This is a genomic window from Ignavibacteria bacterium (genome assembly GCA_015709655.1).
Lineage (GTDB): Bacteria > Bacteroidota > Ignavibacteria > Kapaibacteriales > Kapaibacteriaceae > OLB6.
Window position 1 is genome coordinate 95,245 of the sequence record CP054181.1, and the last position, 26,285, is coordinate 121,529.

The following is a 26,285-nucleotide window of genomic DNA, read 5'->3' on the forward strand; positions in this document are numbered from 1 at the left end:
GTGCGTAAGTTTGTATCTACGTTTCACCAGGGTATTGTTCCCATGATGTCTATGAATAGCGCTTACGTGGACGAAATGTATTTCGAGTACCTGCGTAATCCTGAATCAGTATCGCCCGAGTGGCGTGTTTTTTTTGCCAATTATGTACCAGAAGTACCACTGGGAAACGGCAGTAAGTCATCTGCTCCCTCAAGTACGTCCGGCACACCATTCGTAGAATCCAAAAGCGTTCCCGTGGCAGAGTCGCGCCCGGTAGCCCCGGTAGCAAGCCCGTCCGTATCGGATACCGGCACGCGGATGCCTGCGCTGCACGAGGGTGACGAAATCGTTGCACTATCGTCGATAGCAAGTATTATTGCCGAGAACATGGAGCGTTCGTTAACCGTGCCAACGGCAACCTCGGTACGAAACGTTCCGGTAAAGGCACTCGAAGAAAACCGTACCCTCATTAACGAGTTCCGGCTTCGGAGCAATACCTCGAAACTTTCGTTTACTCACATTCTTGCCTGGGCTATCGTTAAAGCAGTGGAGCGAACCCCGGCAATGAATTCTACGTTTGGTCTTAACAACGGTATCCCGGTACGAATTAAGCGCGCTTCTGTTAATCTTGGTCTGGCTGTTGACGTTACCAGGCGCGATGGTTCACGGGTTCTCCTCGTGCCGAGTATTAAGAACGCACAGAACATGAACTTTGCTCAGTTTGCTGATGCATACGACGAGATTATTCAAAAGGCACGGACGAATAAACTCACTCCTGATGATCTGGCGGGTGCTACCATTTCACTGACCAATCCCGGTATGATTGGAACTGTAATGAGTATGCCCAGACTCATGGAAGGGCAGGGAACTATAGTTGCAACGGGAAGCATTGAATACCCGGCTGAATTCCAGGCTGTGTTGCCGGATGTGCTGCACACACTTGCCATCAGTAAGGTTGTTACACTATCCAGCACCTATGACCACCGCGTGATTCAGGGTGCGGAATCCGGTGAATTCCTGCAGACCATTCATCGGCTCCTCATCGGAGAAGATCGCTTTTATGATCAGATATTTGCAGCACTGGCAATACCATTTGAACCAATGCGCTGGAAGATTGAGCAAGGTGGTAACCCGTTCCTTACCAATCAGGATCAGCCGGAGGTCATTGACAAAGAGGGTAGGGTAGTCCAGCTAATCCACAGCTACCGCGTACGCGGCTATCTGCTTGCCGATATCAATCCGCTGGGTCTTGAAAGTTATTATTATCCAAAGTTAGATCCGGCACACTATGGTTTTACCATTTGGGATCTTGATCGCGAGTTTGATACGGGTGGGCTGGGCGGTATTAAACGTGCCACGCTTCGCGACATCTTTGCTATGCTCCGTGAAGTGTACTGCGGACAAATCGGGACTGAGTGGATGCATATTGAAAATCCCGAAAAACGTGATTGGATTCAGAATTATCTTGAGTCGCGCTCACTTCTTACCCCCTTATCATCCGAGAAAAAGCTCGACACTTATAAAAAGTTAGTTCGTGCCGATCAGCTTGAATCCTTCCTGCACACCAAGTTTCTTGGGGCAAAACGCTTCTCACTGGAAGGGGGCGAGAGTACCATGATTATTCTTGATGAAATGCTGGAATGCGCCGCCAATGCTTCGCTTAACGGTGCAGTGCTTGGTATGGCGCACCGTGGCCGACTTAACGTACTCGTAAACATGATGGGGAAGCCCCTTGAAACTTTGTTCAATGAATTTGAAGACGTACGTGACCCTGAAACATCCTTCCAGGGATCGGGTGATGTAAAGTATCACCTTGGTGCGCGCGGAACATATCACAGCAGCAACGGCGCCACCCTGCCTATCTTTTTAGCCCCAAACCCAAGTCACCTTGAAGCGGTTAACCCCGTAGTGGAAGGCATTGCACGTGCACTAACTGATGAAATCGGTGATGAAACTCAAACGTCGGTACTACCAATACTTATTCATGGTGATGCTGCATTTTCCGGACAAGGTGTTGTTGCAGAGACTCTGAATATGGCCCGGTTACCAGGTTATCGAACGGGTGGAACGCTGCATATCATTATTAACAACCAAATTGGCTTTACTGCGGCACCGGAAGACTCACGGTCAACCCCGTACGCAACTGGTATTGCCAAAATGCTGATGGTACCAATTCTTCATGTAAATGGCAATAACCCCGAAGCCTGCCGTGCGGCAGCTGCATTTGCCTTTGCATACCGTGAACAGTTCGAAGATGACGTTGTGATTGATATGTACTGTTATCGCAAATACGGTCATAACGAACAGGACGATCCGACGGCCACGCAGCCCCTGTTATACAAGAAGATCAGAAATATGCAGCCTGTACAGGAACTGTTTGGTAAACGACTTCTTGCTGACCATACTGCAAAGCCTGAAATCCTTGACAATATTAAAAAAGAAGAGCATCAGCGCTTAGACAATGCATTTAACAATCGTCACACCACCGCGGCATCACCCGGCGGGAATGTACAGTATGATTTGTTTGCACCGGTAAATACCCGTGTTGAGACAGCTGTATTACAAGAACTTGCGGACGCCATTTGTGCTATCCAGCCAGGCTTTGACATTCACTCAAAGGTAAAACATGAAGTTGAGCGTAGGCATGAGCAGTTTACAGCCGGTACTGTGCAGTGGGGGATGGCAGAAGCCCTTGCCTTTGGCAGTATAATTCGCGATGGTCGTGCGGTCAGACTTTCAGGACAAGACTCCGGCAGGGGTACGTTTAATCACAGACAGGCCGTTCAACATGATATGGTATCTGACCGAAGAATAGTGCCAATAAACCGCCTGTCACAAGGAATAAAACGCCTCCACATTTACGACTCCTCGTTATCGGAATACGCTATCCTTGGCTTTGAATATGGCTACAGCACGATTGCAAAAACCGATTTAACAATTTGGGAAGCACAGTTTGGTGACTTTGCCAATGGTGCTCAGATTGTTATTGACCAGTTTATTTCGAGTGCAGAAGAAAAATGGGGACAACGCTCCAATCTCACGCTGTTACTTCCTCATGGATACGACGGACAGGGCCCTGAACACAGCAGTGCCAGATTAGAGAGATTCTTACAGCTCTGCGCACAGAATAACATGATTGTAGGCTATTATACAACGCCAGCCAATTACTTTCATGCACTGCGTCGGCAGGTCCTTGCAGACTGGCGAAAACCACTGGTTGTTATGACGCCTAAGGGATACCTGCGACTTCTCTCGTCGAGTGTTACCGATCTTTCAGAAGGGTTGTACCAGGAAATTATTGATGATTCCACAATTCAAAATCCGGACTTGGTACAACGTGTGGTACTGAGTGCCGGTAAGGTTTATTTCGAGCTGGCGAAAAAGCGTGAAGCAACCGGTCAAACAAACTCCGTTGCACTTATCAGAATCGAGCAGCTATATCCGCTGAACACTGAGAGTCTGCGTGCTACTCTTAGCAAATACCCTGCTGCGCAGTCAGTGGTGTGGTGTCAGGAAGAACCGGAGAACATGGGCTCCTGGAGTTTCATTGAGCCGTATTTGAAGAATCTTCTCCGCATAAACCAAACATTGCACTATGCAGGGCGGACGGCAGCGGCCAGCCCGGCAACAGGTTCAGCAAAGCAACACAACGCGGAACAGGAACAGTTATTAAACCGTGCGTTTGCGGTGTTCGAGTAAACAGACCACCTATTAACAACAAAAACGGATCGCATAGGCGATCCGTTTTTGTTAACATCTAATTCCGACTATTCTTACTTGCCGATTGGCCCTGAATGAATTAACTCTGCACTGGCATAATAGGCTAAGCGGTTTTCGTCACCGGTTTTTTTCCAGCAGTACTCTGCAACTTTATTTACCACGCCACTGGTCATATCCCGAACAACATTTGTTTGCGACGTAAACCGGCCGCCTAATGCATTTGTGCGCATGTTGGTCAGCGTCATGTACCCGTACGATGCATTGTTCATGTTTCGGACAGAATCCAAAACCGTTGTTCTGAACAAAGTGTCCGTTAACACCAGACGGGGTTGTGCAGATTCGCCAGTTTCACCCACACCGTATCTTGTGGGCAGGTGAACTGATTTCGAGTTAAACGTGATCGTGTCAACATAGGCTTTCCTCAGTTCATATGCTAATCCCTTTGGTAACGACGGCATAATGAACTGGAGCATGTACGAACCGCCTTCACCCAGCAGGTCAGGATCGTTTGTGTTTGACTCAACGGTTCTGTGGAACTGAGTCACAATCTCAGGATTGCTGTTTAATTCTTCAACCGATGGCGAATTATCAACCAACCTTCCCAACGCATCCATCACCAGTTCAACGTGACCGGCTTCAGCATATAACCGCTTTCCCGCAAGACTGATACCGGTAAGCGGGCGGTAGATAAACTTCTGGTCTTTTACACCGACGGTATCGCTTTTTAGCCGAAACCTGCAAACACTGTGGCTGTTTTCATCATGTCCGATTACATCCATGATTATCAGTGTGTGCAGTCTTACACCAGCAGTTTTTAAAATATACTGGTCAGTGATCACTTGGTAGGTGTACGACATACCAACCGGCAAATCATACCGTAGCGTGAAGGATGTATCTACCGGCGTTGTGGCATTACCCAAAACCGACAACAGTGCAAAAATGGTGCTGATTACTGTAATTATATTCTTCCCCTCGAATAATAATGCAAGTTGCACAATTTTATTAATACAATGCAATAAGTAATTATACTGCAAGTGGTTATGGCTTCAGTAAAAATACGTACTACTTTATTAGTATAACCCAACCGCAGCATAAAGAGCGCCGTATCGAAGCCCCTTAACAGAAATCTGAACCACAGAGTGATTACAGTAGGCCATACTTTCAGCAAGGATTACAACACCGGACGGCAGTACGTCTGCGCGGCGGGGGTCGATGCCGGGAAGGAGGAGGAGTTCGGGAAGAGAGAGACTGAGGAGTTTATCAGCAATCGCATAAATATCAGGTAGCGCGATCTCGGTCCCGTCAACACTCTGAGGATTAAAAACTGGTAACTCCTTATACAGACAGGCCAGCGACGTTGCAGTACCAGCCACAGCCAGAAGTTTACCAACCAGTGGCGGGCGATTGGAATAATGCTCTGCCAGTTGTTGTTGAACCTGATTACGAAGTAAGGTCTGATCTGAGACACTAACCGGATGGTTAGAGCAAAACTGCTCGGTAAGCGATACACATCCAATCGGTGCCGTTGCTGCCCATTCGATTCTGCCTCCACGACCACTGACAAGCTCAGTACTCCCACCTCCGATGTCGATAACAGTAATTTGTCCCACCATGCCTGCCGTAGTGCCAACATAGGTAAGAGCAGCTTCCTGCTGTCCGCTGATAACATGAATAGGATACCCCAGGGAATTTTCAAGGTGCTTCCTGACCTTCACGGAATTTGAAGCGTTTCGAAGTGCAGCCGTGGCTACTGCCATCACCTGTACGGGTGCAACATCTCTGCTTACTTTTTGAATAACAGCCCGGTACGAAGCAAGAACGTCGGTAGCGCGGTTTACTGCCTCCTTTGAAATACCGCCTGATGTATTTAACCCCTCACCCAGCCTGGGGATCTCGTGCATATCAGCAATCAGGTTTACGTCACCTGTCCTGGTGATTTCGGCAATAACCATTAAGATGGTATTTGTTCCGATGTCGATACCGGCGCCAATCATGCTTTTTGTTTCATGTAAGTAAACGGTGACGGGGCAATTTACGCTGTAAGGAGCATATCAATAACCGAGTTGGCAGATTCAATGATATTGGCACCGGAACTAAAAACCATAGCAGCACCCATATTCAGTAGAGTTGGCACATCATGTGGCGGAATAACGCCACCAACTAACACCTTAATGGATGACGCTTCAGAGTTCCTTAGCTCGGTAAGAAGGTCACCAACCAGAGTAAGATGTCCGGCGGCAAGACTGCTGACTCCGATGAGGTGAACGTCGTTGTCAGATCCCATTCTGGCCACTTCGGCTGGAGTAGAGAACAACGGACCAATATCCACATCAAAACCTAGGTCAGCAAACGCAGTAGCAATAACTTTTGCACCACGATCATGTCCGTCCTGCCCAAGCTTGGCAATTAAAATCCGCGGACGCCTTCCGTGTTTTTCCTCGAATTGCAGGATCTTTTTTCTCACAGCATCAAACTGATCGTTACCGGAGTAGGCGCGGGCATATACTCCTTCAATGGTCATTGTGGTTGCCTCGAAGCGTGAAAAAACATTTTCAAGTGCCTTGGATATCTCACCCAGAGTTGCCCTTTTACGTGCGCAGGTAATGGCTGCTTCCAGAACATTACCACGTCCTTTTGCGGTGTTTTCAAGGGCTGACAATGATATCTGAACATCAGCCTCGTTCCGTGCAGCCCGAACCTGTTTCAGACGTTCAATCTGTGCTGCCCGGACTGCGGTATTGTCAATCACACGAACATCAATGGCATCTTCAGTCTGTAGTTTGAAAGCGTTAACACCAACAATAACATCAGTCCCCTTATCGATGGCTGCCTGCTTCAAGGCAGCACTTTCTTCAATTCGCATCTTGGGAATTCCGGCCTGAATCGCGGCCGTCATTCCACCATAGGATTCAACTTCGCGGAGCAGCTCAGTAGCTTTTTCAACGAGTGAGTTTGTTAACCATTCAATGTAGTACGACCCACCCAAAGGATCGGCAACCTTTGTGATGCCACTTTCACGGTCCAGAATTAACTGTGTATTGCGGGCAATCCGTGCAGACTGTTCGGTAGGGAGACCAAGCGCTTCATCGTACGAGTTTGTATGAAGTGACTGTGTCCCGCCTAAGGTAGCCGCCAGCGCTTCAATCGTGGTACGCACGATATTGTTCAGCGGATCCTGGGCTGTTAGTGACCATCCTGATGTTTGGCAGTGAGTACGAAGGATGCTGCTTCCGGCTTTTCCCGGCTTAAACTGTTGCATCTGCTCGTACCACAGTCTGCGAGCTGCCCGAAGTTTTGCCACTTCAGTAAAAAAATCTATTCCAATACCAAAGAAAAAGCTTAATCGCGGTGCAAACTGATCTACGTTCATGCCTCGGGCAATTGCTACTTTCACATACTCAATTCCATCGGCAATGGTATACGCCAGCTCCTGTACGGCAGTTGCTCCGGCTTCGTGCATGTGATAGCCCGAAATGCTAATCGAATTAAACTGAGGCATGCGCTCACTTATAAACGAGATGATATCCGAAACGATACGCATGCTTGGTCCGGGCGGGTAGATATAGGTGTTCCGAACCATAAATTCTTTTAGTATGTCGTTCTGTATCGTTCCGGTGAGTTTTTCTGGCGGGACACCTTGCTCCTCGGCTGCAACGATAAACATTGCCATTATCGGAATAACGGCTCCGTTCATTGTCATACTTACACTCATCGTATCCAGTGGGATCCCATTGAATAACAGTTTCATGTCTTCAATGGTATCAATTGCAACTCCTGCCTTCCCAACATCACCTACAACCCTTGGGTGATCACTATCGTACCCCCGATGGGTTGCCAGGTCAAAAGCAACCGACAAACCTTTTTGCCCTGCAGCAAGTGCCTTTCGATAAAAAGCATTACTCTCTTCTGCCGTAGAAAAGCCGGCGTACTGCCGAATTGTCCACGGACGGTTGGTGTACATCGTTGCATACGGACCACGATTATATGGTGGTGATCCCGGAATACCGTTCAAACCGGTTATTCCGTCAACATCTTCCTGGAAATAAACAGGTTTAACAGCAATTCCGTCGGAATTCGTTCTTGTTAGTGATGCAGGATCGGCACCGCGCAACTCCTTTGCTGCCAGCTCTTCCCACTTTTCACGGTTAGTTCCCATGCGGCAAAAATAGGGTAGGGGGCTTAGTGGTGCTTAGTGCCTGTGATAAAACTACCGACCATATGGTTTTGCGATATACCTGGCAGCTTCGTCCTGGGTACCATCATAGTCCCGCCAACCGGCTACCTTTTTGTACTGAGAGATTGCCAGATCACGTTTCCCTTGCACATCGTAGATCTGACCGATTTTAAGATTTGCCTTTACCATGAAACCTGACATCTCTTTGTCAACCAGACGGGATGCTTCGTCACATTTATACAGATATTTGAGAGCAATATCATAGTTGCCCTTCAGCATTTGCACCGTACCGATATAGTACAATGCTTCTCGTGCCGTAAACTCGTCATAGCCTTCTTTTTTATCCATATACCCGAGAAGCAGTGTCCTCCAGACTATTTCCATCGAGTCAAGTGGGCCAAGCTGTACAAGGCATCTCCCCAAATACCGGGCAAAGTATGGGTTGTTTGGATACTGCTGAGTTAGCTCGCGTGCATAGACAATTGCTTCTGACGGCTTTTTTTCATCGTTATAAAGGATGGCCATCAACTGTGCCTTGGCTTCAACAGCGGCATATCTGGCCTGGTTTCCGGCTGCCTTAAGCTGCAAAATGCCAAGCTTTTTATCACCTCTCGGCAAGAAGAGCATTACTGGCTTCAGCAGTGGGTACCGTTCCGGAAGGGCGGCGGCATAATAATTATAAACGCCGGTGCCCAGCATGATATCGTGGTTTGTAGGGGCGATTTTCTGGAGCTCACGTAAAATTTCCATGCCCTCTTTACCAACCGATGCGGCTTCAACAAACTGTTGTCGTACAGCATAGTACCGTCCCCTGAAGCCCAGGGCTCCGCCCTTAAAAAACAAGGCAGTAATATTCTTGGGTTCAGCCGAGAGTAGTTCATCACACTTGGCAAGAACTCTATCAATCTTCGATAAAAACTGCTGATCATACCTGGTACTGCGCTGGTTTAACAGGATTCTCCACCAGTCGATCATAGCATCCATAAAGTATCCGGCGGGATGCTCAGGGTAGAGGGCAATAACCTGTTTAAACTTCTCAGATGCCTTCCTGAATTCAACATTATAAATTGCGCGAACGCCTTCGCGCAAAATGGTGTCGCCATCCTGGCGCATAAACATCCACTGTGCCTGCGTCACGCTACTAAGAATCACAAATGCGATTAGTGTACTAACTACCTTCATCATATCAATCTGTTCCTGCTATTTGGTCCTTTACTGCAATGGCGGAAAAGTTTTTATCCTCTGCATGATACGGCATCAGGAAGAGTATACCAACAATACAGCCCAGCAAAATAAACGATGTTAAAAACCCTTGTTCTATGCCAAACGGTCCTGCGATTATAACTCTATATCCTTCATCAATCGTACGTGTATTCAGTGTAGACACCCAGCCTGTGTGGCCCTGGCCGCTGACAATTCCAAAGAACGTTTTCACGGCAAGGTTCCATACCACGTGAAACGATATTGCAGGCCACAGGCTGTTTGAATGTACAATGAACAGGGCAAATACAACACCGGCTAGCGTAACGTTGAAGATTGCAGCCAAATTCACTCCGGGATTAGCGGCATGTGCCAAACCAAATAAAACCGAGGTCATGAGGACTGCGGTACGAATACCAAACCGTTGCTGAAGCGACTCCAGTAAAGTCCCGCGAAAGGCAACTTCTTCTAGTACACTCCCTACAATCAGGATACCGAGCGAATACAGTGGAATCCCGACTGACGATGAGAGCTCAAACGCACCCCCAAGCACGAATGCAAGGAGAGCAATCAACACCAGGCCAGCCACAGCAAATCCCGCAGCGAGTGCAGAATGAGTGAGTGTTCTGCCCGTGAAACCAAGCCGACTATACCTATACCAGATGGGGTTACCAGGGTAGCGGACTGCCGTTACAGCCAGTTCGTGAACCGAGAGGGTTACACAAAAAAGAAGCAAGAGGGCAAGCCCCGTAATCTGTACCAGGTATGCGACAGTAAATGTTAATGTCACGATAAATATCAGTGACACAACAGGAACCCACCATTTGCTAAACAGGGTTTGTAACGTCATTCTCTGGCAGGTGTCCTAATGATTGTATGTGGATAATGTTTTATGTTAACGATATGTATCAATCAGACGTCGGAGGTATAACCTCTGAGGCTCCATTTGAAGGGCAGTTTCCCATGCCTCTACAGCTCCAACCGGGTTGCCAAGTGCATTTAAAATATGGCCCAGATGTTCATAATGCATTGCTGTTCCGTCGCGCTGAATGGCTAACATAATGTACTGATACGCTTTTTCCATTTTCCCGGATTTATACATTACCCAAGCATAGGTATCAAGAAATGCGGCATTCCCGGGCTGCGCCTGCAGGGCCGTCCATGATAAGTGCTCTGCAGTATCCAACCCACGGCCCCGATTCACCAGCGAAAATGCATAGTTGTTGGCTGCTACCGGCTGACGTGGATTAAGCGCCAGTGCATTCCTGTATGCTGCATCACTTTGAGCATCATCACCATGCAAATCATGGAGTATCCCCAGTTGAATCCAGGCATCAACCAACGAAGGGTTAGAGGTTACGGCATTGGTATAATGTGTTATTGCACCCACTGTATCATGCAACGCAAAACGAATATCTCCCAACAACATATCTGCTCTTGGGTTTGATGTTTCGTTCAGGTTTGAACGGAGAAACTGCGATGCCAGCATCGGCTGCTGCATTCGAAGACAAAGGTCACCAATGTGCAGAATAACGTCAAAACGATTGTAGGGACTGCTTTGGCGGGCTGCCATCTGAAGCAAAACCTCAGCTTGCTGAGCATTGTTAGATCGTAATGCAATCGTTCCGGCTGTTAATAAACAATTATAAGAGTTTGGACGGAGAGCGATGGTTTTATCCAGTACTGCAGGCAACTCGGATTGCATTTGCTGCACAATATCACTATCATCATAGATCGTACGCAACAAGCACATCCAGCGGTCATAACCATCGTATTCCTGCAAGGTCGTACCACCATCCTGAGCTAGAGCCATTGCTTCTTCAAACCGTCCGGCCTGCATGTATGCCTGTATCAGGTCGGAAATGATGCCTGGGTTTCCACGGTCGAGCTGGTTAGCTTTTTCAAGAACTGATATTCTCCGCTGAGTCAGTCCCTGTCTCTTGTACAGTTTTGATAACCGAAGATAAATATCAGCATTGGGACTGCTACGCACCAGAAGTTCATAGATTTCTGATGCCCGCTTCGCATTGGTTGGTTCAAGCAGACGCCCAAATGTAAACAGCTGCCGTTCGGTTGGATGTAGGCTAAGAATCTGCTCATAGGCCTGGACACCCTTTTCGTAAAGCCCCTTTGCAATAAATGTCTCAGCGAGAATCTCCCATGACTCCTTCGAGGTTGCGTCATTCCGTATTGCCTGCTCTGCATACTGAAGTGCGTGATCCAGTTTGCCGAGTTGCAGGTACGACCGTGAAATGGCACTAAGCACCAGAGCCGATGAGTCGGCATGTAGCGCATCCTGGAATTCGAGAATGGCATCTGCATGACGCCCGCTGATCTGATACGCCATCCCCTTGGCAAAGGCTGGGTTTTGTCGCGGGCTGGAATCACGGCTAATGGTACGGTCCTGTGCTACCAGACCTGACGCCTGTATGCATAACAAAAAGACCACACCATAACGTAAGCGTTGCATCGGAACTCAAAACGATCTATGAACAAAAATCATTCAATGCCCGGTAAAAAAAAAGGTCGCCCGTGCGACCTCTTTATGCTGTGCATGCTCGATTACTTAGCCAGCTTCTTCTTTAAGGCTGTATATCCAACCTTGTCAATAGTTTTGAGTGTGCTGGCAGTAATCTTTACTGTTACCCAGCGACCTTCTTCAGGTACCCAAATACGTTTCTTTTGAAGATTCGGCAGAAATCGGCGACGCGTTCTGTTGTTAGCGTGTGATACGTTGTTACCAGTTAGTACGCCAACGCCTGTTATTTCACAGCGGCGAGCCATATTCACCACTCCAGGGGTATTAATTAAACAAGAACTACTAAATTAACGAGTTTACACCAATTAAGCAACATCAGTGCCAAGATTTTTGCAGGTACCTGCCTTGCCAGCCCGAACAGGATGAGGGGGCTTTGGCATACAACCGTAAATTTGCTGTTTCGTAAAAGGCACCAGGGTCGGGGATTGACTGTGTCTGGAAATCATCCCGACAGTAAATCCATAGTATTCTAATTAGTTGCGTATAATGTCGATACCAGAGAACCCAAAAACACACATTGTAATCCGTGGTGCCAGAGTTAACAATTTACAGAATTTGGATATCAGTATCCCGCGAAATTCGCTGACGGTAATTTCCGGTTTGAGCGGATCCGGTAAATCATCACTTGCATTCGACACGTTATATGCCGAAGGGCAGCGCCGGTTTGTTGAAAGTCTGAGTGCCTATGCCAGGCAATTTTTGGATCGTATGAATAAACCCGATGTTGATTCGATTTCAGGTTTACCACCGGCAGTGGCGATAGAGCAACGTGTGTTTGCGCGTAATCCGCGCTCCACCGTAGGCACCACCACAGAGATCTATGATTATTTGAGGTTGCTGTACGGACGTATCGGTACCGTAGTTGATAAAGATACTGGTGAGATTATTCGGAAGGATACTCCCGAAAGTGTCTGTGCTTGTCTGGTTCAGGATCACCTGGGAAAGAAACTCTACATCCTGGTCCCGGTAACCACCATCAGCCTGGGCTCAGCTAAGCAGAAAGAGCACCTTGTAGCCGGTGGATACACGAGAATTGTATTTGGCGAAACTGCCGAGATAGCAGATATTGAGGAATGGGACGAAGATCACAATTCAGAAGAGACTGTTTATCTGCTCATTGACCGCTTGATTCTGGGTAACGACAGCGATTCCATCTCCCGGGTAACGGAATCAATGGAAACAGCATTCCGTTTGGGGAATGGCAAATGCATGGTAAGGGTTCTTACTGCTGACGGTGATCATACACAAATTGTGGATCATTTTTACTCGACCCGTTTTGAAAATGCGAAGACAGGCACTGTGTATGTTGAACCGGAACCGAGACTGTTTTCATTCAATAATCCGTATGGAGCGTGTCCGGTATGTCAGGGGTTCGGACGTAGTGTTGGAATCGACGAGAACCTTGTGTTTCCAGACAAACAGCTCACCATTCGGCGTGGTGCAATTCTGCCGTTCAGAGGTGATGCATTTGGTGTTCACTTGCGAACTCTTCTCTCGGTTGCTGCACGGGAAGGCATACCGGTAAACGTACCGGTGAATGAACTTACTCCTGAGCAATACAGTAAGGTCATGGACGGTGCAGGTTCCTATATCGGTGTTCTCGGCTTTTTTAAAATGCTCGAAGAAAAGTCGTACAAAACCCATTACAGAGTCATGTTGAGTCGTTTTCGCGGCTACACAAAATGCAGGGCTTGTGGCGGATCACGGCTGCGGACGGCAGCCAGGCAGGTTTTTATTGGCGGGCTAAGCATCCCTGATGTTGTGAAGCTCACTCTAGAGGAGGCACGTAAGCATTTCGATGGTTTAGCCATCACACCGTACCAGAGAGAAATTGTTGGTCTTGTTCTGGAAGAGCTCCAGCGTCGGCTTAAACTACTTTGTGATATTGGACTTGAATATCTAACACTTGACAGGCTAACACATACTCTTTCGGGAGGCGAAAGCCAGCGAATCAATTTGGCAACATCGCTTGGGTCTTCGCTTGTTGGTACACTGTATGTTCTTGATGAACCAAGTATCGGCTTGCATCAGCGCGATACAGCTAAACTCGTTTCGATATTAAATCGGATGCGAGATCTTGGCAATACGGTCGTAGTCGTAGAGCATGATCCTGACATCATTCGCTCTGCAGACCATATCATTGATATCGGACCAGGCGCAGGCGAACATGGAGGCAAGGTTGTTTTTCAGGGCAGCTACGCGCAGCTATTGAACTCTGACACGTTAACGTCCGACTACCTCACGGGCAAGAAAACAACACGTGCAAAACGATCGGTCCGAAAAGGGAGCGGTAAAAAAATTATCGTACGCCAGCCGAGGCATAACAACCTGAAAGCTGATCTGATTGAGTTGCCCCTCGGTAAATTGACTGTTGTTACCGGCGTAAGCGGCTCGGGGAAGAGCTCGCTGGTAAATAACGTAATTTACAATGGAATCTGTCGTGTTTTTGGTGGAACAACAGGGGAGGTTGGTAAGGTATCTGGTATTGAAGGTCTGGCTGAAATTGCAGGCATCGAAATGGTTGACCAGAGTCCGATCGGCAGAAGCTCTCGCAGCACACCCGCAACATATACAAAGGTATTCGATCATATCAGGGAAACATTTGCAGCTACTCAGATTTCGCGGCAATTAGGCTGGCGAGCGGGGCACTTTTCGTTTAACGTAGCCGGTGGACGATGCGAGGTGTGTCAGGGTGAGGGGAGAGTGACGATCGAGATGCAGTTTTTACCCGACATTGAGCTGCCGTGCGAAGCTTGTAATGGTACGCGGTATAAGAAAGAAGTCCTCCAGGTTCTTTACAGGGGAAAATCAATCATCGATGTTCTAAACATGACGGTGAACGAAGCACTTCAACATTTTTCAGACGTCCCCAAGGTAGTTCATCGCCTTACCATTCTTCGTGATGTCGGGCTTGGCTATATCAAACTGGGACAGCCGGCTACACATCTCTCCGGTGGAGAGGCACAACGGTTAAAACTGGCTTCGTTTCTTGATGTATCGCACAGCGGACATACCTTATTTGTTTTTGATGAACCCACCACGGGCTTGCATCTTCACGATATCTCGTTTTTGCTTTCGGCATTTGATGCCCTGGTAGATTCAGGAAATACCGTCGTTATTGTTGAACATAACCTACATGTGATTGCCGCTGCAGACCATATTATTGATCTTGGTCCGGAAGGCGGGGTTCACGGCGGCAGAGTAGTTGCAACCGGGACTCCAAAACAAGTTGCTAAGGTTACGGGCTCATATACTGGACAGGCTTTACGTGCGTACTATTCTGCTTCCACAGTCCAGAGCGCGGTATGAGGCGCTTCATCCATGCAATCATAGCCGTTATCGTTGTTGTAGCAGCCTCAGTCTATGTTTTTCGCTCAGTAAATATCCACCAGCTCATTGAACTTGTAGTACAAAGCAACGGTTATCTTTTGGCAGCCACCATTCCGGTAACCCTGTATTCACACCTTGTACGCGCACTCCGGTGGCGCAGACTTCTGAGCCACAACCCCAAGAGTATTCCGTTACATGATGCCTTTGGAGCCGTCATGATTGGTTATGCAGCCAACACCGTGATCCCGCGAAGCGGTGAACTTGCACGCCCGCTCTACCTTTCAAAACACACAGGCATTCCCGCCACCGCCTCGGTAAGCAGCGTTGCCCTGGAGCGGATACTTGACGTAGTATTTCTGCTCCTTGGAGTGACTATTGCGTCGGTATGGTTTTTCCCGTCGCTTCACGGGGCTCTTTCGCAGTTCAGCCTGGTCTCATTTACGGGTACAGTAGTAATCCCGGCAGCAATTGTGCTGATTCTCATTACTTCTGTAGCATTCACGAGCACCGTTCCATCCTGTATTCTTAAAATATCGTACAGAATTCATAAACGCTTTGCCGTACAAGTACGCCGATGGTTACAGGGAATTGCCGATGGCGTTAGTGTCTTGAACAGACAACGCGCATGGCCGGCTGTATTACTTGAATCACTGTGGATGTGGCTGATTTATCCTATTCCGCTGCTTCTTGTTCTCTGGTCACTTAATTTACCGGTACCGTCCGTAGGCTATCCCGATGCTTTCATCATTCTGGTTATCATCACGATTGGGATTACAGTTGCGCCTACCCCCGGTGCTATTGGTGTGTACCATGGTTTTGCGCAGTCAGCCTTGGTTACCCTCTATGGCGTTACCCCGGCTCACGGGTTAAGTTTTGCAGTTATTGCCTGGATGATGAATTACGGCGTTTCATTAATTGTTGGTGGAATTTGGTTCCTTTCAGATAAATTGTGGCTTAAATCTAAACCACTGTAAACTCTACGTGGTATTGTTCACAAATTGCTGTTGCTCATGTCAGTTACAACCGACGTAATAGTTATCGGAGCCGGCCCATGTGGTCTGTTTGCTGTATTCGAAGCAGGATTGCTTAAGTGGCAGTGCCATGTGTTTGATTATTTACCGGTTCCGGGCGGACAGTGCGCAGAGATCTATCCCAAGAAACCCATCTATGACATACCCGGACACCCTGAAATTTTAGCAGGCGACCTGATTGATAAACTTTTACAGCAATGCGTGCCCTTTAAACCAACATTTACACTGGGCGAACGCGTTGATGAACTTGAAAAACTTGAGTCAGGTTTATTCAGGGTTCGAACTTCGCTGGGTACCGAAGCAATAGGGAAGACTGTTATTCTGGCAGGGGGCTTGGGTTGCTTTGAACCCCGAAAACCTCAACTGGACCGGCTTGCTTTTTTTGAAGGACAAGGGGTTGAATACATTATTAAAGATCCGGATATTTACGCGGGCAAACATGTACTGATTGCAGGCGGGGGAGATTCGGCTGTTGATTGGGCGCATGCCTTAGCAAACTCTTCCGCATCCGTTACTCTTGTCCATCGTAGTCAGTCATTCCGCGCTGCTCCCGACAGTGTTGAGAAAGTCCTCGCCCTGGCTGAAGCCGGTAAATTGTCAATTATTACTAATGCGAATATTACATCACTCATTGGAGCAGACAGACTTTCGGGAGTAATGGTAACCGATAATAATGGTACATCAACACAGTACAATGTTGACCATTTCATCCCGCTATTTGGCTTGAGCCCGAAGCTCGGGCCCATAGCCGAATGGGGACTTGCAATTGATAAAAATGCTGTCAGTGTGGATCCAACAACGTTCCAGACATCCGTCGAGGGCATTTATGCCATCGGAGATATTGCGGAATATCAGAATAAAATCAGACTGATACTATGCGGATTTCATGAAGCAACGATGGCTCTGAATGTTGAGTACCAGCGTCAGCATCCCGACAAGAAACATATCGTAAAGCACACCTCTGTTACCGGTATAACCGGTCTTGCTTAAACTGCCTTATGCAAAAAGTACTTAGTGTCGGTGCGATGGTATGGTCACTTCAGTTTCGGTCTTCTTAGCAATGCGCTGTATGGCAGCATACACTGTCAGCAGGATTGCCGTAGAAATCCAAGTACTTACTACACCGTTCAGCAGAAAATTCCCGCCATTGGGATAAAACTGAAGTCCCGCTGCCAGCGCCATTCCCAACCCATCAACCGTCGATGGGTACAGTGTGCTGTCCATCCAGACTGCCGTATTTGTTATCAGATAAAACGCTAAAGCAGATACCGTTCCACCAAGGAACGTGGTTTTAACAACAGACGCGTTGGTAAACAAGCGCCCATAAGCCGCCACCAACACAATAGAACCGTACACAACAAACTGCGTTGAATGAAACAAGTATTCAGTACCAAACATAGCACCCAGGACAAGATCACTGATCACCATGGCCGCAATCGGTATTAGCATTGACCAGAATCGATTTGATATTGCCACGCCCGCAAATAAAGCCATACCAAGTATTGGCGTAAAGTTGGGCCAATGTGGTATTAACCGACCAAATGCGGCAATCAGAATAAGTGTCGCGACTGAGTAAAATAACTTCATATTCATGATCTCACCTGTATGTTAAATCGTTATGGAAATCACAGCACCATTCTGCAATTTCCGTAATTAAAGGATAGGGTAACACAGTGAAAAAACCCACAGTAGCTTTCAATCCGCTTACTTTACATAATGCTGATTATATTTCAACAGATGCTGCCGCCAAGGCTTCGGTAACCTTTAGAGCTGCTTCCTGTAATGTGTCGGCCACAAGGAAGTTCAGGCCGGAGTTCTTAAGAATGAGTCGGGCTTCTGCAGCATTCGTACCATCAAGGCGAACAATTACTGGAACAGTAACCTTAACAATCTCAAGGGCCTGCAAAATTCCGTTGGCAACGCGGTCGCAACGAACGATGCCTCCAAATATGTTTATGAGAACGGCTTCAACATTGGGGTCGCTCATCATAATCTGAAATGCATTTGCAATTCGTTCTACATTTGCTCCGCCACCAACATCAAGGAAGTTCGCCGGCGAGCCTCCGGCAATCTGGATGATGTCCATCGTTGCCATTGCAAGTCCGGCTCCGTTTACCATACACCCAACATTACCATCAAGTTTGATGTAGTTCAGGTTATACTTTCCGGCTTCGACTTCAAGCGGATCCTCTTCGTCTGAATCGCGCATTGCTGCAATTTCAGGGTGACGGTCAAGAGCATTATCATCAACGTTCACTTTTGCATCCAGTGCAACAAACTCTTCAGAGGTAGTTAACACCAAGGGGTTAACCTCGAGTAAGCTACAATCCATCTTCTCGTAGGCACTGTACAGCTTTTTTATAAACTGAGCAAAACTTTTGGCCGGCTTGCCTGCCAAGCCCAGCCCAAACGATAGCCGGCGTATCTGGAAATCACTTAAGCCAAGGAGCGGATCTATGTATTCTTTCAATATCTTATCGGGTGTTTCCTCCGCGACTTTTTCAATTTCGACACCCCCTTCGGTTGACATCATGATCACATTCTTACTGGTTTGGCGGTCAAGAAGAATTGAGCAATAGTATTCTTTTTGGATGCTGCAACCTTCTTCGATAAGGACCCTACGGACAATTTTGCCTTCTGCACCGGTCTGAATTGTAACCAGTTTATTACTCAGTAAGCCCTGTGCAACCTGATAAGCTCGGTCACTCAAATTGCCTTCGGTAATGACGGTAACCCCACGCAAGGGTTTACCAAGAACCTGAATTGGTTCGCCGGTTTCGGGATTGTGCACTGTCCCCTTTCCGCGCCCGCCTGCATGAATCTGTGCTTTAACAACAATTGCCTTAGCCCCTTTCAGAACAAAATCGGCATACGCAACAGCACCGGCATCGGCAGCAGAAAACACTGCCCTCCCTTTTAGCACCGGTACTCCAAATGAGTGAAGAAGTTCTTTAGCTTGGTATTCGTGTATATTCATTACATCCTCAGGTGTTAAAGCTAGCGTAAATTGCGGTGCAAAAATACGAACCGTCGGTCAAGGATAAGTCTGTCATCCTAAGAAACCTAATTTTAATCTTCGCATGCGTATTGCTCGTTGGTATGTGCTTGCCCTTGTGTTGGCGATAATCTGGCTGTCGGCAAAGCCGCTGTTTAAAAGTCGTGAGCTGGGAAGTAAGGAACGTCCTATCAATCTTATGCTCACACCATCAACGGATGCTCAAGCCATCATCAGGAATGGTGAGGAGCTTGGAGCCTACTTGTACAAGAAGACCGGGCTCCATGTTCGGGTATCCGTCCCAAACTACTACATCACCGTGGTTGAAGCCTTTGGAACAAGCAGAGCCGACATAGCCATTATGAATACGTTTTCGTATCTGCTGGCAAACTCGAAATACAATGCACAACCTGTCCTGAAAGTAAAACGCAGGCATGGTGAATTGAGCTATAGAGGAGAATTTATCGTGCGAGCCGACAGAGGGATCACGTCGCTTTCGCAACTTGAAGGTAAAACCATTGCGTTTGTTGACCCATCGAGTACTAGTGGCTATATCTACCCATCCGAAATGTTAAAACGGCAAAACATTAAACCGAAGGAAGAAATGTTTGCAAACGGTCACAGTCAAGTGGTAATGAAGGTTTACCAGGGCGAGGTAGATGCAGGAGCTGTGTTTTATTCGCCACCTGATACGGTCACGGGTGAGCTTTTGGATGCACGGTGCAAGGTTGCCACGCAATTCCCAGACGTCTATGAACGGGTTAAAATCATTGCTCTTACGGATCCCATTCCTAACGATCCCGTGGTTGTACGCAACGGATTACCACATGAGATCGTAGAAAAACTTGTGTCAGCATTAATGGAGTTTCAGACAACGGACCAGGGTAAGGCTGCCTTGATGGCAATTGCGAGCGTAGAAGGGTTTGTGCGCACAAATAACAGCGATTACAACGAAGTACGTAACCTTGTAGCCCGGTACGGAATTAACCTGGAGGCTCAACTAAAAAACAAATAGTCCTGCTATCGCGCAAAAATGTTTTTTAACATCCCGCTGATTCCGCTGATGGTTCCGGACAGAAAACCTGCCAAATCAGCAAGCGGACCCTGTACCTTCTCGAGTAGATCCTGCTGAACAGTTCTGATATCATTGGCCATTTGTTCAAAGGCTTCAGTACCTTTTGAAATGTGCAACAGGTTGTCATCGATTTTCTCGAGCGTTTTTTCCGACTTCTGAATGAACACTGTTGTTTCGGACAGAAGCCGAACAGAATGATCCTTCATTTCCGTGATATCTCTGCCCGCCTTCTGAACTACTTCGGTAATCTGCTCTACGCTGCCACTGAAACGCCTGACAGCAATGGTCAGAACCACAAATAAAAATGCTGCAGCACCGAGTGCTATGCAGGCAAACACGATAAGGACAACGTCATGCATTCGATTCAGACCCAAATGACTCACTACGATCTTTTACTGCCTGGGCACGCTGACGTGCTTCCTGTAAAACAGTGTCGGCGCTGCTAAGAATTGATTCAGCTTGCTGACGCGCACTGCTGACGATTTTCTGAGCACGTATTCGTCCCTCATTCAGCATCTGTTCACCTTGCGTTTCACCTTTTTTAATAAGGGTGCCAGCCTTATCCAGGAGGTCCTCTCCAGTTTCAGCAATATCACGGCGCAAATCTCTGCCGCTCTTCGGTGCAAATAACAGTGCAAGCAAGGCCCCTACTGCACCCCCGACAAGAACACCAGCCAGGAAGGAACCAGTTGCTGAGTTTTTATTATCCATTGTTATATTTCTCCCAGTTTCTTTGTTAAAGAGTCGTTATTGCTTTTGTTATGACGTAGCATCACCAGTTTTCGGGTAATGTTACCGGAAGCCCCTTTTCAGACAATATCAGCTCAATGAACTCACGTACGGCACCATCGCCTCCGTTTGCAGTGCATTTGACCATACTTACTGTACGCACCGCAGCAACGGAATCGGCTGGGCAGGCTGTAAGTCCGCACACCCGCATGACCGGAATATCATTTACGTCATCACCAATATACGCAACCTGCTCAAGCGTTAAATCCAGGCTGCGCAAAAGGTCTTGGAGGTCAGCGGTTTTATTATGGGAATGCAGTATGACATTTTCGATGTGGAGTTTCTCTGCCCTGCGTCGGGCTATCGCCGAATCTTCGCTGGTTATTATTGCCGTCTGCAGGCCTGCCCTGTGCCAGAGTGTAATGCCCATGCCATCTCGTGTGGAAAATCGCTTTAACGCAACTCCATCCGAACTGAAGTACATTGCACCATCTGTCAATGTCCCGTCAACATCCATCGCCAGCAGTTTAACTGCCTTTGCTCTTTCATGAATTTCCATTGTCATTCCCCTTTCGATTAAGACCTTTGTAGAAAGAACGAAACTACACGACAATGCAAAATTCCGAATACACACTGATAACCGTGGCAGTACCTGAGGAACAAACCGAAGTAGCGACCGCCATTTTTAGTGCATATCCAATCCTCGGGATCGAGGTTGGGCTGGATTCCATGGTGGTCTGCTTTCCAGGAACGGACTGGAATGAGCAATACCGAGAATCAATGCTCGAGGATTTACATTCAGCAGGGGTTAGTGCAGCGATCATCCGCACTGAAACACTGGCCGAAAAGAATTGGAACGAAGCCTGGGAAGCCAACATTGAACCAATCGTGGTAAATGAACGAATCACCATTGCTCCGGAATGGCATGCGGACAGCGTCACTGCACCCCTTACCCTGATTGTTACGCCCAAAATGTCGTTTGGAACCGGACACCACGCAACAACCCGAATGATGTGCAAATTGCTCGAGACCGAGGTACACCAGGGGTCAGTCTGGGTTGACGTTGGTACGGGAACCGGAGTACTGGCCATTCTGGCGGTTAAACTGGGTGCTGCTTCGGTGTTTGCTTTTGACAACAATGAATGGTCAATTCTAAACGCACACGAAAACATCGATAAAAACCATGCCGGGACGCACATTACGCTGGAACAGCTCGACCTGCAAACAGCAACACTTCCTTCATGCGATGGAATAACGGCGAATTTGTACCGGCACCTAGTAATCCCTTTTGCACCTCACTTTATTGGGGCAGTTAAACCGGGAGGTGTCATTATCGTAAGCGGAATCCTGAAGTACGACCGCAATGATGTTGTGCAGCCGTTTACTGCCTTGAACTGTACCATAAAGGCCGAACTTGCCGAAGACGAATGGTGTGCGATTACATTCGAGACACCGCAGTAGGTGGATTGCGTGTGCTGGCATAGCGTAATTTCTGCTTCGCGCATCCAAGGAATAACGACACTACAGTGTACCTATTTCCGCTTAAGAATCTCAAGCTGCTCTTCGTGCCGGATCGAATCGATATAGTGCCGCCGAAGCTCTAAACTCTGCTCTTTTTGCTTATACCGCTCGCACTGTCCGCCATTGCTAACCAGTGCAAAAAAGACAATAGCAAAAATGAGAACGCCTGCAAATATCCCACGTTTGGTGTTCCTATCTGCATCGGTTGTTGCCATTAGATTTAATTATTCCAAAATTGCTGACCAAAGAAGAAGACATTGGTCCCCTTCCGATTCTGCATCATCAGGGCAACATCGTACGTGCAACGTTTTTCCAAATACTCAACAGCATCTTCTTCACTCACGTCGGCCAGGAGCGATAACTCAGCCGGGAATACCCTGCCAGACCGTGTTCGAATGAGGTGACGGGTGGCAAGGTCAAGTTTGGTACGTTCGATTTTAAACTGACGGATACTTGACAGCAATAACCAGGAGCTTGCACCAAGGTGGGCCGATGCCAGTGCAAAACACATCAGCAGGTTCGCAGAAGATATGGTGTTCTGCAGCCAGCCTGCAACCCCAAAAAGGATGTACACCAGACTGAAGAGTCCGACCATAATTCCGAGCAGATATTTTACACGATACAGCATAATCTTCATCCAATCACTACAAACTTACAACGTAGCTTTGTACGTGTTAAAAATCAATCCATCCGTCCGTAAAATCCCCGAAATTCTCTCAGCCTCCCAGCCGGTCCTGTTAGCAGCAGCATCACTTGAACAACACAGGGTTGCCAGCATTAAACAGTTGGCTGGTTCAGCACGATGTGTATTTGTTGCCTCACTATGGCATGCTTCCAATACTCCATTCATCGTTGTGGTCGAAGACGATAAAGCTGTTGATGATGTTTCGCATGATCTTCAGGTCTTATGTGACCCCGGGATTGTTCATGGCGTAAAAAAAACGCAACGGGTTTCGGGTATCGGCAGTTCCGACCAACTGAGCGCCGATGAATTGGATGCCATCATTGCGCTTGAATCAAACCCACGTGCAGTTCTGGTACTCACACCAGAGTCACTGTTCACTGATGTTCCTTCGAAGACGGGTATTACAGAGAATAAAAAACTCATCAGCCGATCCATGCACCTTGACCTTGCCGCTTTCGTCCAGGAATTGGCCCTCCATGGTTTTTCAAGAACCGACTACGTTGGGAAACCAGGCGAAATGGCCGTGAGAGGTGGTATTGTGGACGTATATCCCAGCGGATGGAATAATCCTGTCAGACTTGAATTTTTGGGAGATCTTGTTGACTCGATTCGAGAATTCGAACCTCTCAGTCAACGATCAATCCGCGAGCTGGATCATGCTTCGATTCTTACGCATGTTTATCATCGCGACGACACAGACGTACAGAGTACTCTGCTAAGCCATGTACCCGAAAACGCAATTGTAGTTCTGGATGCACCGGACACCTTGGCAACAGTTGCTGCAAAGCATCCTTCTGTTCATCTGCCTGAACTTGAATCGTGGATGAGGGTACTGATAAACCCGCTGTCGGCCACAGGAATCAGTACTTCAACATCTGCCCAACCCTCGTTTGCCGGTTCGATTGAACAACTGCTGGCCCATGCCTCAATGTTAACACGTAAGAATGTGGCTGTCCATATTGGAGCCGACGGCCAGCACAATGCAGCACGTCTGCGGGACCTGTGCGAAAACATCGCAGATTCAGTGGAAGAAGACAATGACGCAAAGGGGCTCGAGTATCATTCGGCCATTGATCGGATCGCCTGGTACGCGTCAACTCTCAGCAGCGGATTTGTTTGGCCTGAAGTGCAGCTTGCCGTGTTTTCTGAACACCAGGTATTTGGCCGACAGCGTTCACAGCGCCGATCGAAGCGATCCGAAAGCGGAATTACTCAGCGGGAGCTCAGACAACTGCATCACGGCGACTACGTTGTGCATGCCGATAAAGGTATCGGACAGTTTCAAGGCATCAAAACCATTAAAATTGGACCTTCCTTTGTTGACTGTGTAAAGCTTGTTTACCAAGGTGGTGACACGCTCTATGTTCATCTTAACTACATTCATAAGCTAAGTAAGTTTACGGCTGAGGAAGGAGCACTACCCAAACTCAGTAAACTGGGCTCGGCCGAATGGGACCGGAAAAAAGAACGTGCTAAAAAGCGAATAAAAGATATTGCTCGCGACTTGATAAAACTGTATGCCCGACGGAAGTCAATACCTGGCTTTGCCTTCCCTGCCGACACAGTGTGGCAAAAAGAATTCGAAGCCGCGTTCCAATACGAAGACACACCCGACCAGGCACGAACCACAGCCGAAGTGAAAATGGATATGGAGCAATCCTCACCTATGGACAGGCTCGTTTGTGGTGACGTAGGCTTTGGCAAAACGGAAATTGCGATTCGTGCTGCCTTTAAGGCAGCGCAGTCAGGTAAACAGGTTGCTGTACTGGTTCCAACTACCATCCTTGCTCAGCAGCACTATCTAACGTTTACTGACAGACTGCATCGCTATCCAATCAAAATCGAGGTGCTGTCCCGCTTTAAGTCAAAATCAGAGCAGAAGGAAATTGTCGCAGGCCTTATGAACGGTTCTGTTGACGTAGTGGTTGGAACTCATAGATTGCTAAGTAAAGATGTTTCGTTTCGGCAGCTGGGGCTGCTGATTATTGACGAAGAGCACCGCTTTGGCGTAGGTGCAAAAGAAAAATTACGTCAGCTTCGGGCATCGGTTGACACTCTTACACTTACCGCCACGCCAATTCCGCGTACACTCAACTTTTCGCTGATGGGAGCCCGCGACCTCAGCGTTATCGAGACTCCGCCACGCAACCGTCTGCCTGTTAAAACAGAAATTTTACAGTGGGATGATGACGCCATTGCCGAAGCACTCCACATCGAATGCAACCGTGGCGGACAGGTGTTTGTGGTTACCGACAGGATTGCCGACATCGATAAGCTTGCACAGCGGATCCAAATGCTTGCACCAACACTGCGGTATTCGGTTGCTCACGGTCAAATGTCAACCGGTGAGCTTGAAAAAGCTATGGAAGCCTTCCTGGAGCGTAAAACTGATGTACTTATTGCTACCAAAATCATCGAGTCCGGTTTGGATATTCCAAATGCTAACACGATGATTATTAACAATGCCGACAATTTTGGTCTCGCCGAGTTATATCAGCTACGTGGCAGAGTTGGTCGGTCTAATACCCAGGCATACTGCTACCTTGTTATTCCTCCTGTTCATACATTGTCACGAACCAGCATTCAACGATTGCAGGCTCTGGAGGAGTATACAGACCTTGGCAGTGGATTCCAGCTGGCCATGCGAGATCTTGAAATTCGCGGTGCGGGTAATCTGCTGGGTGGTGAGCAAAGCGGCTTCATCCTTGATATGGGTTTCGAACTCTACCATCGCATACTTGACGAAGCAGTTGCCGAACTTCGACACGACGAGTTTAGCGATATCTTTGGCTCCGCAGTTCTTAGAAATCCGTTTATCAACGAGGACGTTGTAATTGAACTGGACTGCGATGCCCTTTTGCCGGCATCCTGGATCCCTGCAGATACCGACAGGTACGAAACCTATAAAAAACTTTATAGTGCCGCCAGTATATCCGAAATTGATACAGTGTTCGATGATTTGCGCGACCGGTTTGGTGTGCCCCCAACAGAGGCAAGCAACTTACTCTTTGCTGTTGCGCTTCGGATTGCTGCACTCCCTACTGGTCTGGTTAAAATTTCACTTCATGACACAACCCTTACCATTGATTTTCCTCCTGAATCCAATTCCGTTTATTACGAGCAGGCTTTCCCGGGCGTACTAACCACAATTTCTACAATGCCGAATGCAAGACTCATTCAAAAAGGGAAGAAACTTTCCGCTGAGATACAGCTTGCGCGACGAGAGCATGCAGCAGACGTCCTTACAAAACTCACGCCCGAGCTTCATCACGACCAAGCTACAAAGACATCACTATCTGAACAGTAA

Annotated in this window: 21 protein-coding genes; 7 read left to right on the forward strand and 14 right to left on the reverse strand. The window is 47.8% G+C overall.

The genetic code is table 11. The annotated features are described in order from the left end of the window. Positions 1-42: 42 nt before the first annotated feature. Entirely contained in the window at positions 43-3,678 is a 3,636-nt protein-coding gene (locus HRU79_00405; protein QOJ25177.1) for a multifunctional oxoglutarate decarboxylase/oxoglutarate dehydrogenase thiamine pyrophosphate-binding subunit/dihydrolipoyllysine-residue succinyltransferase subunit, read from the forward strand. Positions 3,679-3,752: 74 nt separating this feature from the next. On the opposite strand, the gene HRU79_00410 is transcribed toward HRU79_00405, so the two are convergent. From HRU79_00410 to rpmB, 7 genes are all read right to left on the reverse strand, one after another. Beyond that, positions 3,753-4,694, reverse strand: a complete 942-nt coding sequence (locus HRU79_00410; GenBank protein QOJ25178.1) for a hypothetical protein — start codon at positions 4,692-4,694, stop codon at positions 3,753-3,755. Between the two features lie 75 nt (positions 4,695-4,769). Continuing rightward, complete coding sequence (locus HRU79_00415; protein ID QOJ25179.1) at positions 4,770-5,693, reverse strand: hypothetical protein; 924 nt, start codon at positions 5,691-5,693, stop codon at positions 4,770-4,772. Positions 5,694-5,731: 38 nt separating this feature from the next. Beyond that, complete coding sequence (scpA, locus tag HRU79_00420) at positions 5,732-7,855, reverse strand: methylmalonyl-CoA mutase (protein ID QOJ25180.1); 2,124 nt, start codon at positions 7,853-7,855, stop codon at positions 5,732-5,734. A gap of 51 nt (positions 7,856-7,906) precedes the next feature. Next, entirely contained in the window at positions 7,907-9,058 is a 1,152-nt protein-coding gene (locus HRU79_00425; GenBank protein ID QOJ25181.1) for a hypothetical protein, read from the reverse strand. A gap of 1 nt (position 9,059) precedes the next feature. Beyond that, entirely contained in the window at positions 9,060-9,923 is an 864-nt protein-coding gene (locus HRU79_00430) for a CPBP family intramembrane metalloprotease (protein ID QOJ25182.1), read from the reverse strand. Positions 9,924-9,968: 45 nt separating this feature from the next. Beyond that, a complete protein-coding gene (locus HRU79_00435; GenBank protein QOJ25183.1) occupies positions 9,969-11,543 on the reverse strand; it encodes a tetratricopeptide repeat protein in 1,575 nt (524 codons plus the stop codon). A gap of 92 nt (positions 11,544-11,635) precedes the next feature. After that, on the reverse strand, positions 11,636-11,857 hold the full coding sequence (gene rpmB / locus HRU79_00440) for a 50S ribosomal protein L28 (GenBank protein QOJ25184.1): 222 nt from the start codon (positions 11,855-11,857) through the stop codon (positions 11,636-11,638). A 241-nt stretch (positions 11,858-12,098) separates the two neighbouring features. On the opposite strand from rpmB, the gene uvrA reads away from it, so the two are divergent. From uvrA to HRU79_00455, 3 genes are read left to right on the forward strand one after another with little or no spacing between them, the layout of a single operon-like run. Continuing rightward, positions 12,099-14,921 (forward strand): excinuclease ABC subunit UvrA, encoded by a 2,823-nt coding sequence (gene uvrA / locus HRU79_00445; protein QOJ25185.1) that lies wholly within the window; start codon positions 12,099-12,101, stop codon positions 14,919-14,921. Next, positions 14,918-15,916 (forward strand): flippase-like domain-containing protein, encoded by a 999-nt coding sequence (locus HRU79_00450; protein ID QOJ25186.1) that lies wholly within the window; start codon positions 14,918-14,920, stop codon positions 15,914-15,916. Before uvrA ends, HRU79_00450 begins: the two co-directional genes overlap by 4 nt. 36 nt (positions 15,917-15,952) lie before the next feature. Next, complete coding sequence (locus HRU79_00455) at positions 15,953-16,963, forward strand: NAD(P)/FAD-dependent oxidoreductase (protein ID QOJ25187.1); 1,011 nt, start codon at positions 15,953-15,955, stop codon at positions 16,961-16,963. A gap of 21 nt (positions 16,964-16,984) precedes the next feature. Here HRU79_00455 and HRU79_00460 read toward each other — a convergent pair whose 3' ends face one another. Together HRU79_00460 and sucC are read right to left on the reverse strand one after the other, a co-directional pair. Then, positions 16,985-17,566, reverse strand: coding sequence for a hypothetical protein (locus HRU79_00460; protein QOJ25188.1), 582 nt, complete (start codon positions 17,564-17,566; stop codon positions 16,985-16,987). 130 nt (positions 17,567-17,696) lie between these two features. After that, complete coding sequence (sucC, locus tag HRU79_00465) at positions 17,697-18,950, reverse strand: ADP-forming succinate--CoA ligase subunit beta (GenBank protein QOJ25189.1); 1,254 nt, start codon at positions 18,948-18,950, stop codon at positions 17,697-17,699. 103 nt (positions 18,951-19,053) lie between these two features. On the opposite strand from sucC, the gene HRU79_00470 reads away from it, so the two are divergent. Continuing rightward, on the forward strand, positions 19,054-19,983 hold the full coding sequence (locus tag HRU79_00470) for a phosphate/phosphite/phosphonate ABC transporter substrate-binding protein (protein ID QOJ25190.1): 930 nt from the start codon (positions 19,054-19,056) through the stop codon (positions 19,981-19,983). A 5-nt stretch (positions 19,984-19,988) separates the two neighbouring features. Here the strand turns inward: HRU79_00470 and HRU79_00475 are convergent, their stop codons facing one another. The 3 genes from HRU79_00475 to HRU79_00485 form a co-directional block, all read right to left on the reverse strand. Beyond that, positions 19,989-20,402 (reverse strand): hypothetical protein, encoded by a 414-nt coding sequence (locus HRU79_00475; GenBank protein ID QOJ25191.1) that lies wholly within the window; start codon positions 20,400-20,402, stop codon positions 19,989-19,991. Then, positions 20,395-20,754, reverse strand: a complete 360-nt coding sequence (locus tag HRU79_00480) for a YtxH domain-containing protein (GenBank protein QOJ25192.1) — start codon at positions 20,752-20,754, stop codon at positions 20,395-20,397. The genes HRU79_00475 and HRU79_00480 overlap by 8 nt, the downstream gene beginning before the upstream one ends. Positions 20,755-20,815: 61 nt before the next feature. Next, entirely contained in the window at positions 20,816-21,331 is a 516-nt protein-coding gene (locus HRU79_00485) for an HAD-IIIA family hydrolase (protein QOJ25193.1), read from the reverse strand. A 53-nt stretch (positions 21,332-21,384) separates the two neighbouring features. Between HRU79_00485 and prmA the strand changes: the two genes are divergently transcribed. After that, positions 21,385-22,233 (forward strand): 50S ribosomal protein L11 methyltransferase, encoded by an 849-nt coding sequence (prmA, locus tag HRU79_00490; protein ID QOJ25194.1) that lies wholly within the window; start codon positions 21,385-21,387, stop codon positions 22,231-22,233. A 71-nt stretch (positions 22,234-22,304) separates the two neighbouring features. Here prmA and HRU79_00495 read toward each other — a convergent pair whose 3' ends face one another. Further along, positions 22,305-22,508, reverse strand: coding sequence for a hypothetical protein (locus HRU79_00495; GenBank protein QOJ25195.1), 204 nt, complete (start codon positions 22,506-22,508; stop codon positions 22,305-22,307). Positions 22,509-22,513: 5 nt separating this feature from the next. Continuing rightward, a complete protein-coding gene (locus HRU79_00500) occupies positions 22,514-22,921 on the reverse strand; it encodes a hypothetical protein (protein QOJ25196.1) in 408 nt (135 codons plus the stop codon). Positions 22,922-22,964: 43 nt separating this feature from the next. Here HRU79_00500 and mfd point away from each other — a divergent pair, with 43 nt between their 5' ends. Then, positions 22,965-26,285 (forward strand): transcription-repair coupling factor, encoded by a 3,321-nt coding sequence (gene mfd / locus HRU79_00505; GenBank protein QOJ25197.1) that lies wholly within the window; start codon positions 22,965-22,967, stop codon positions 26,283-26,285.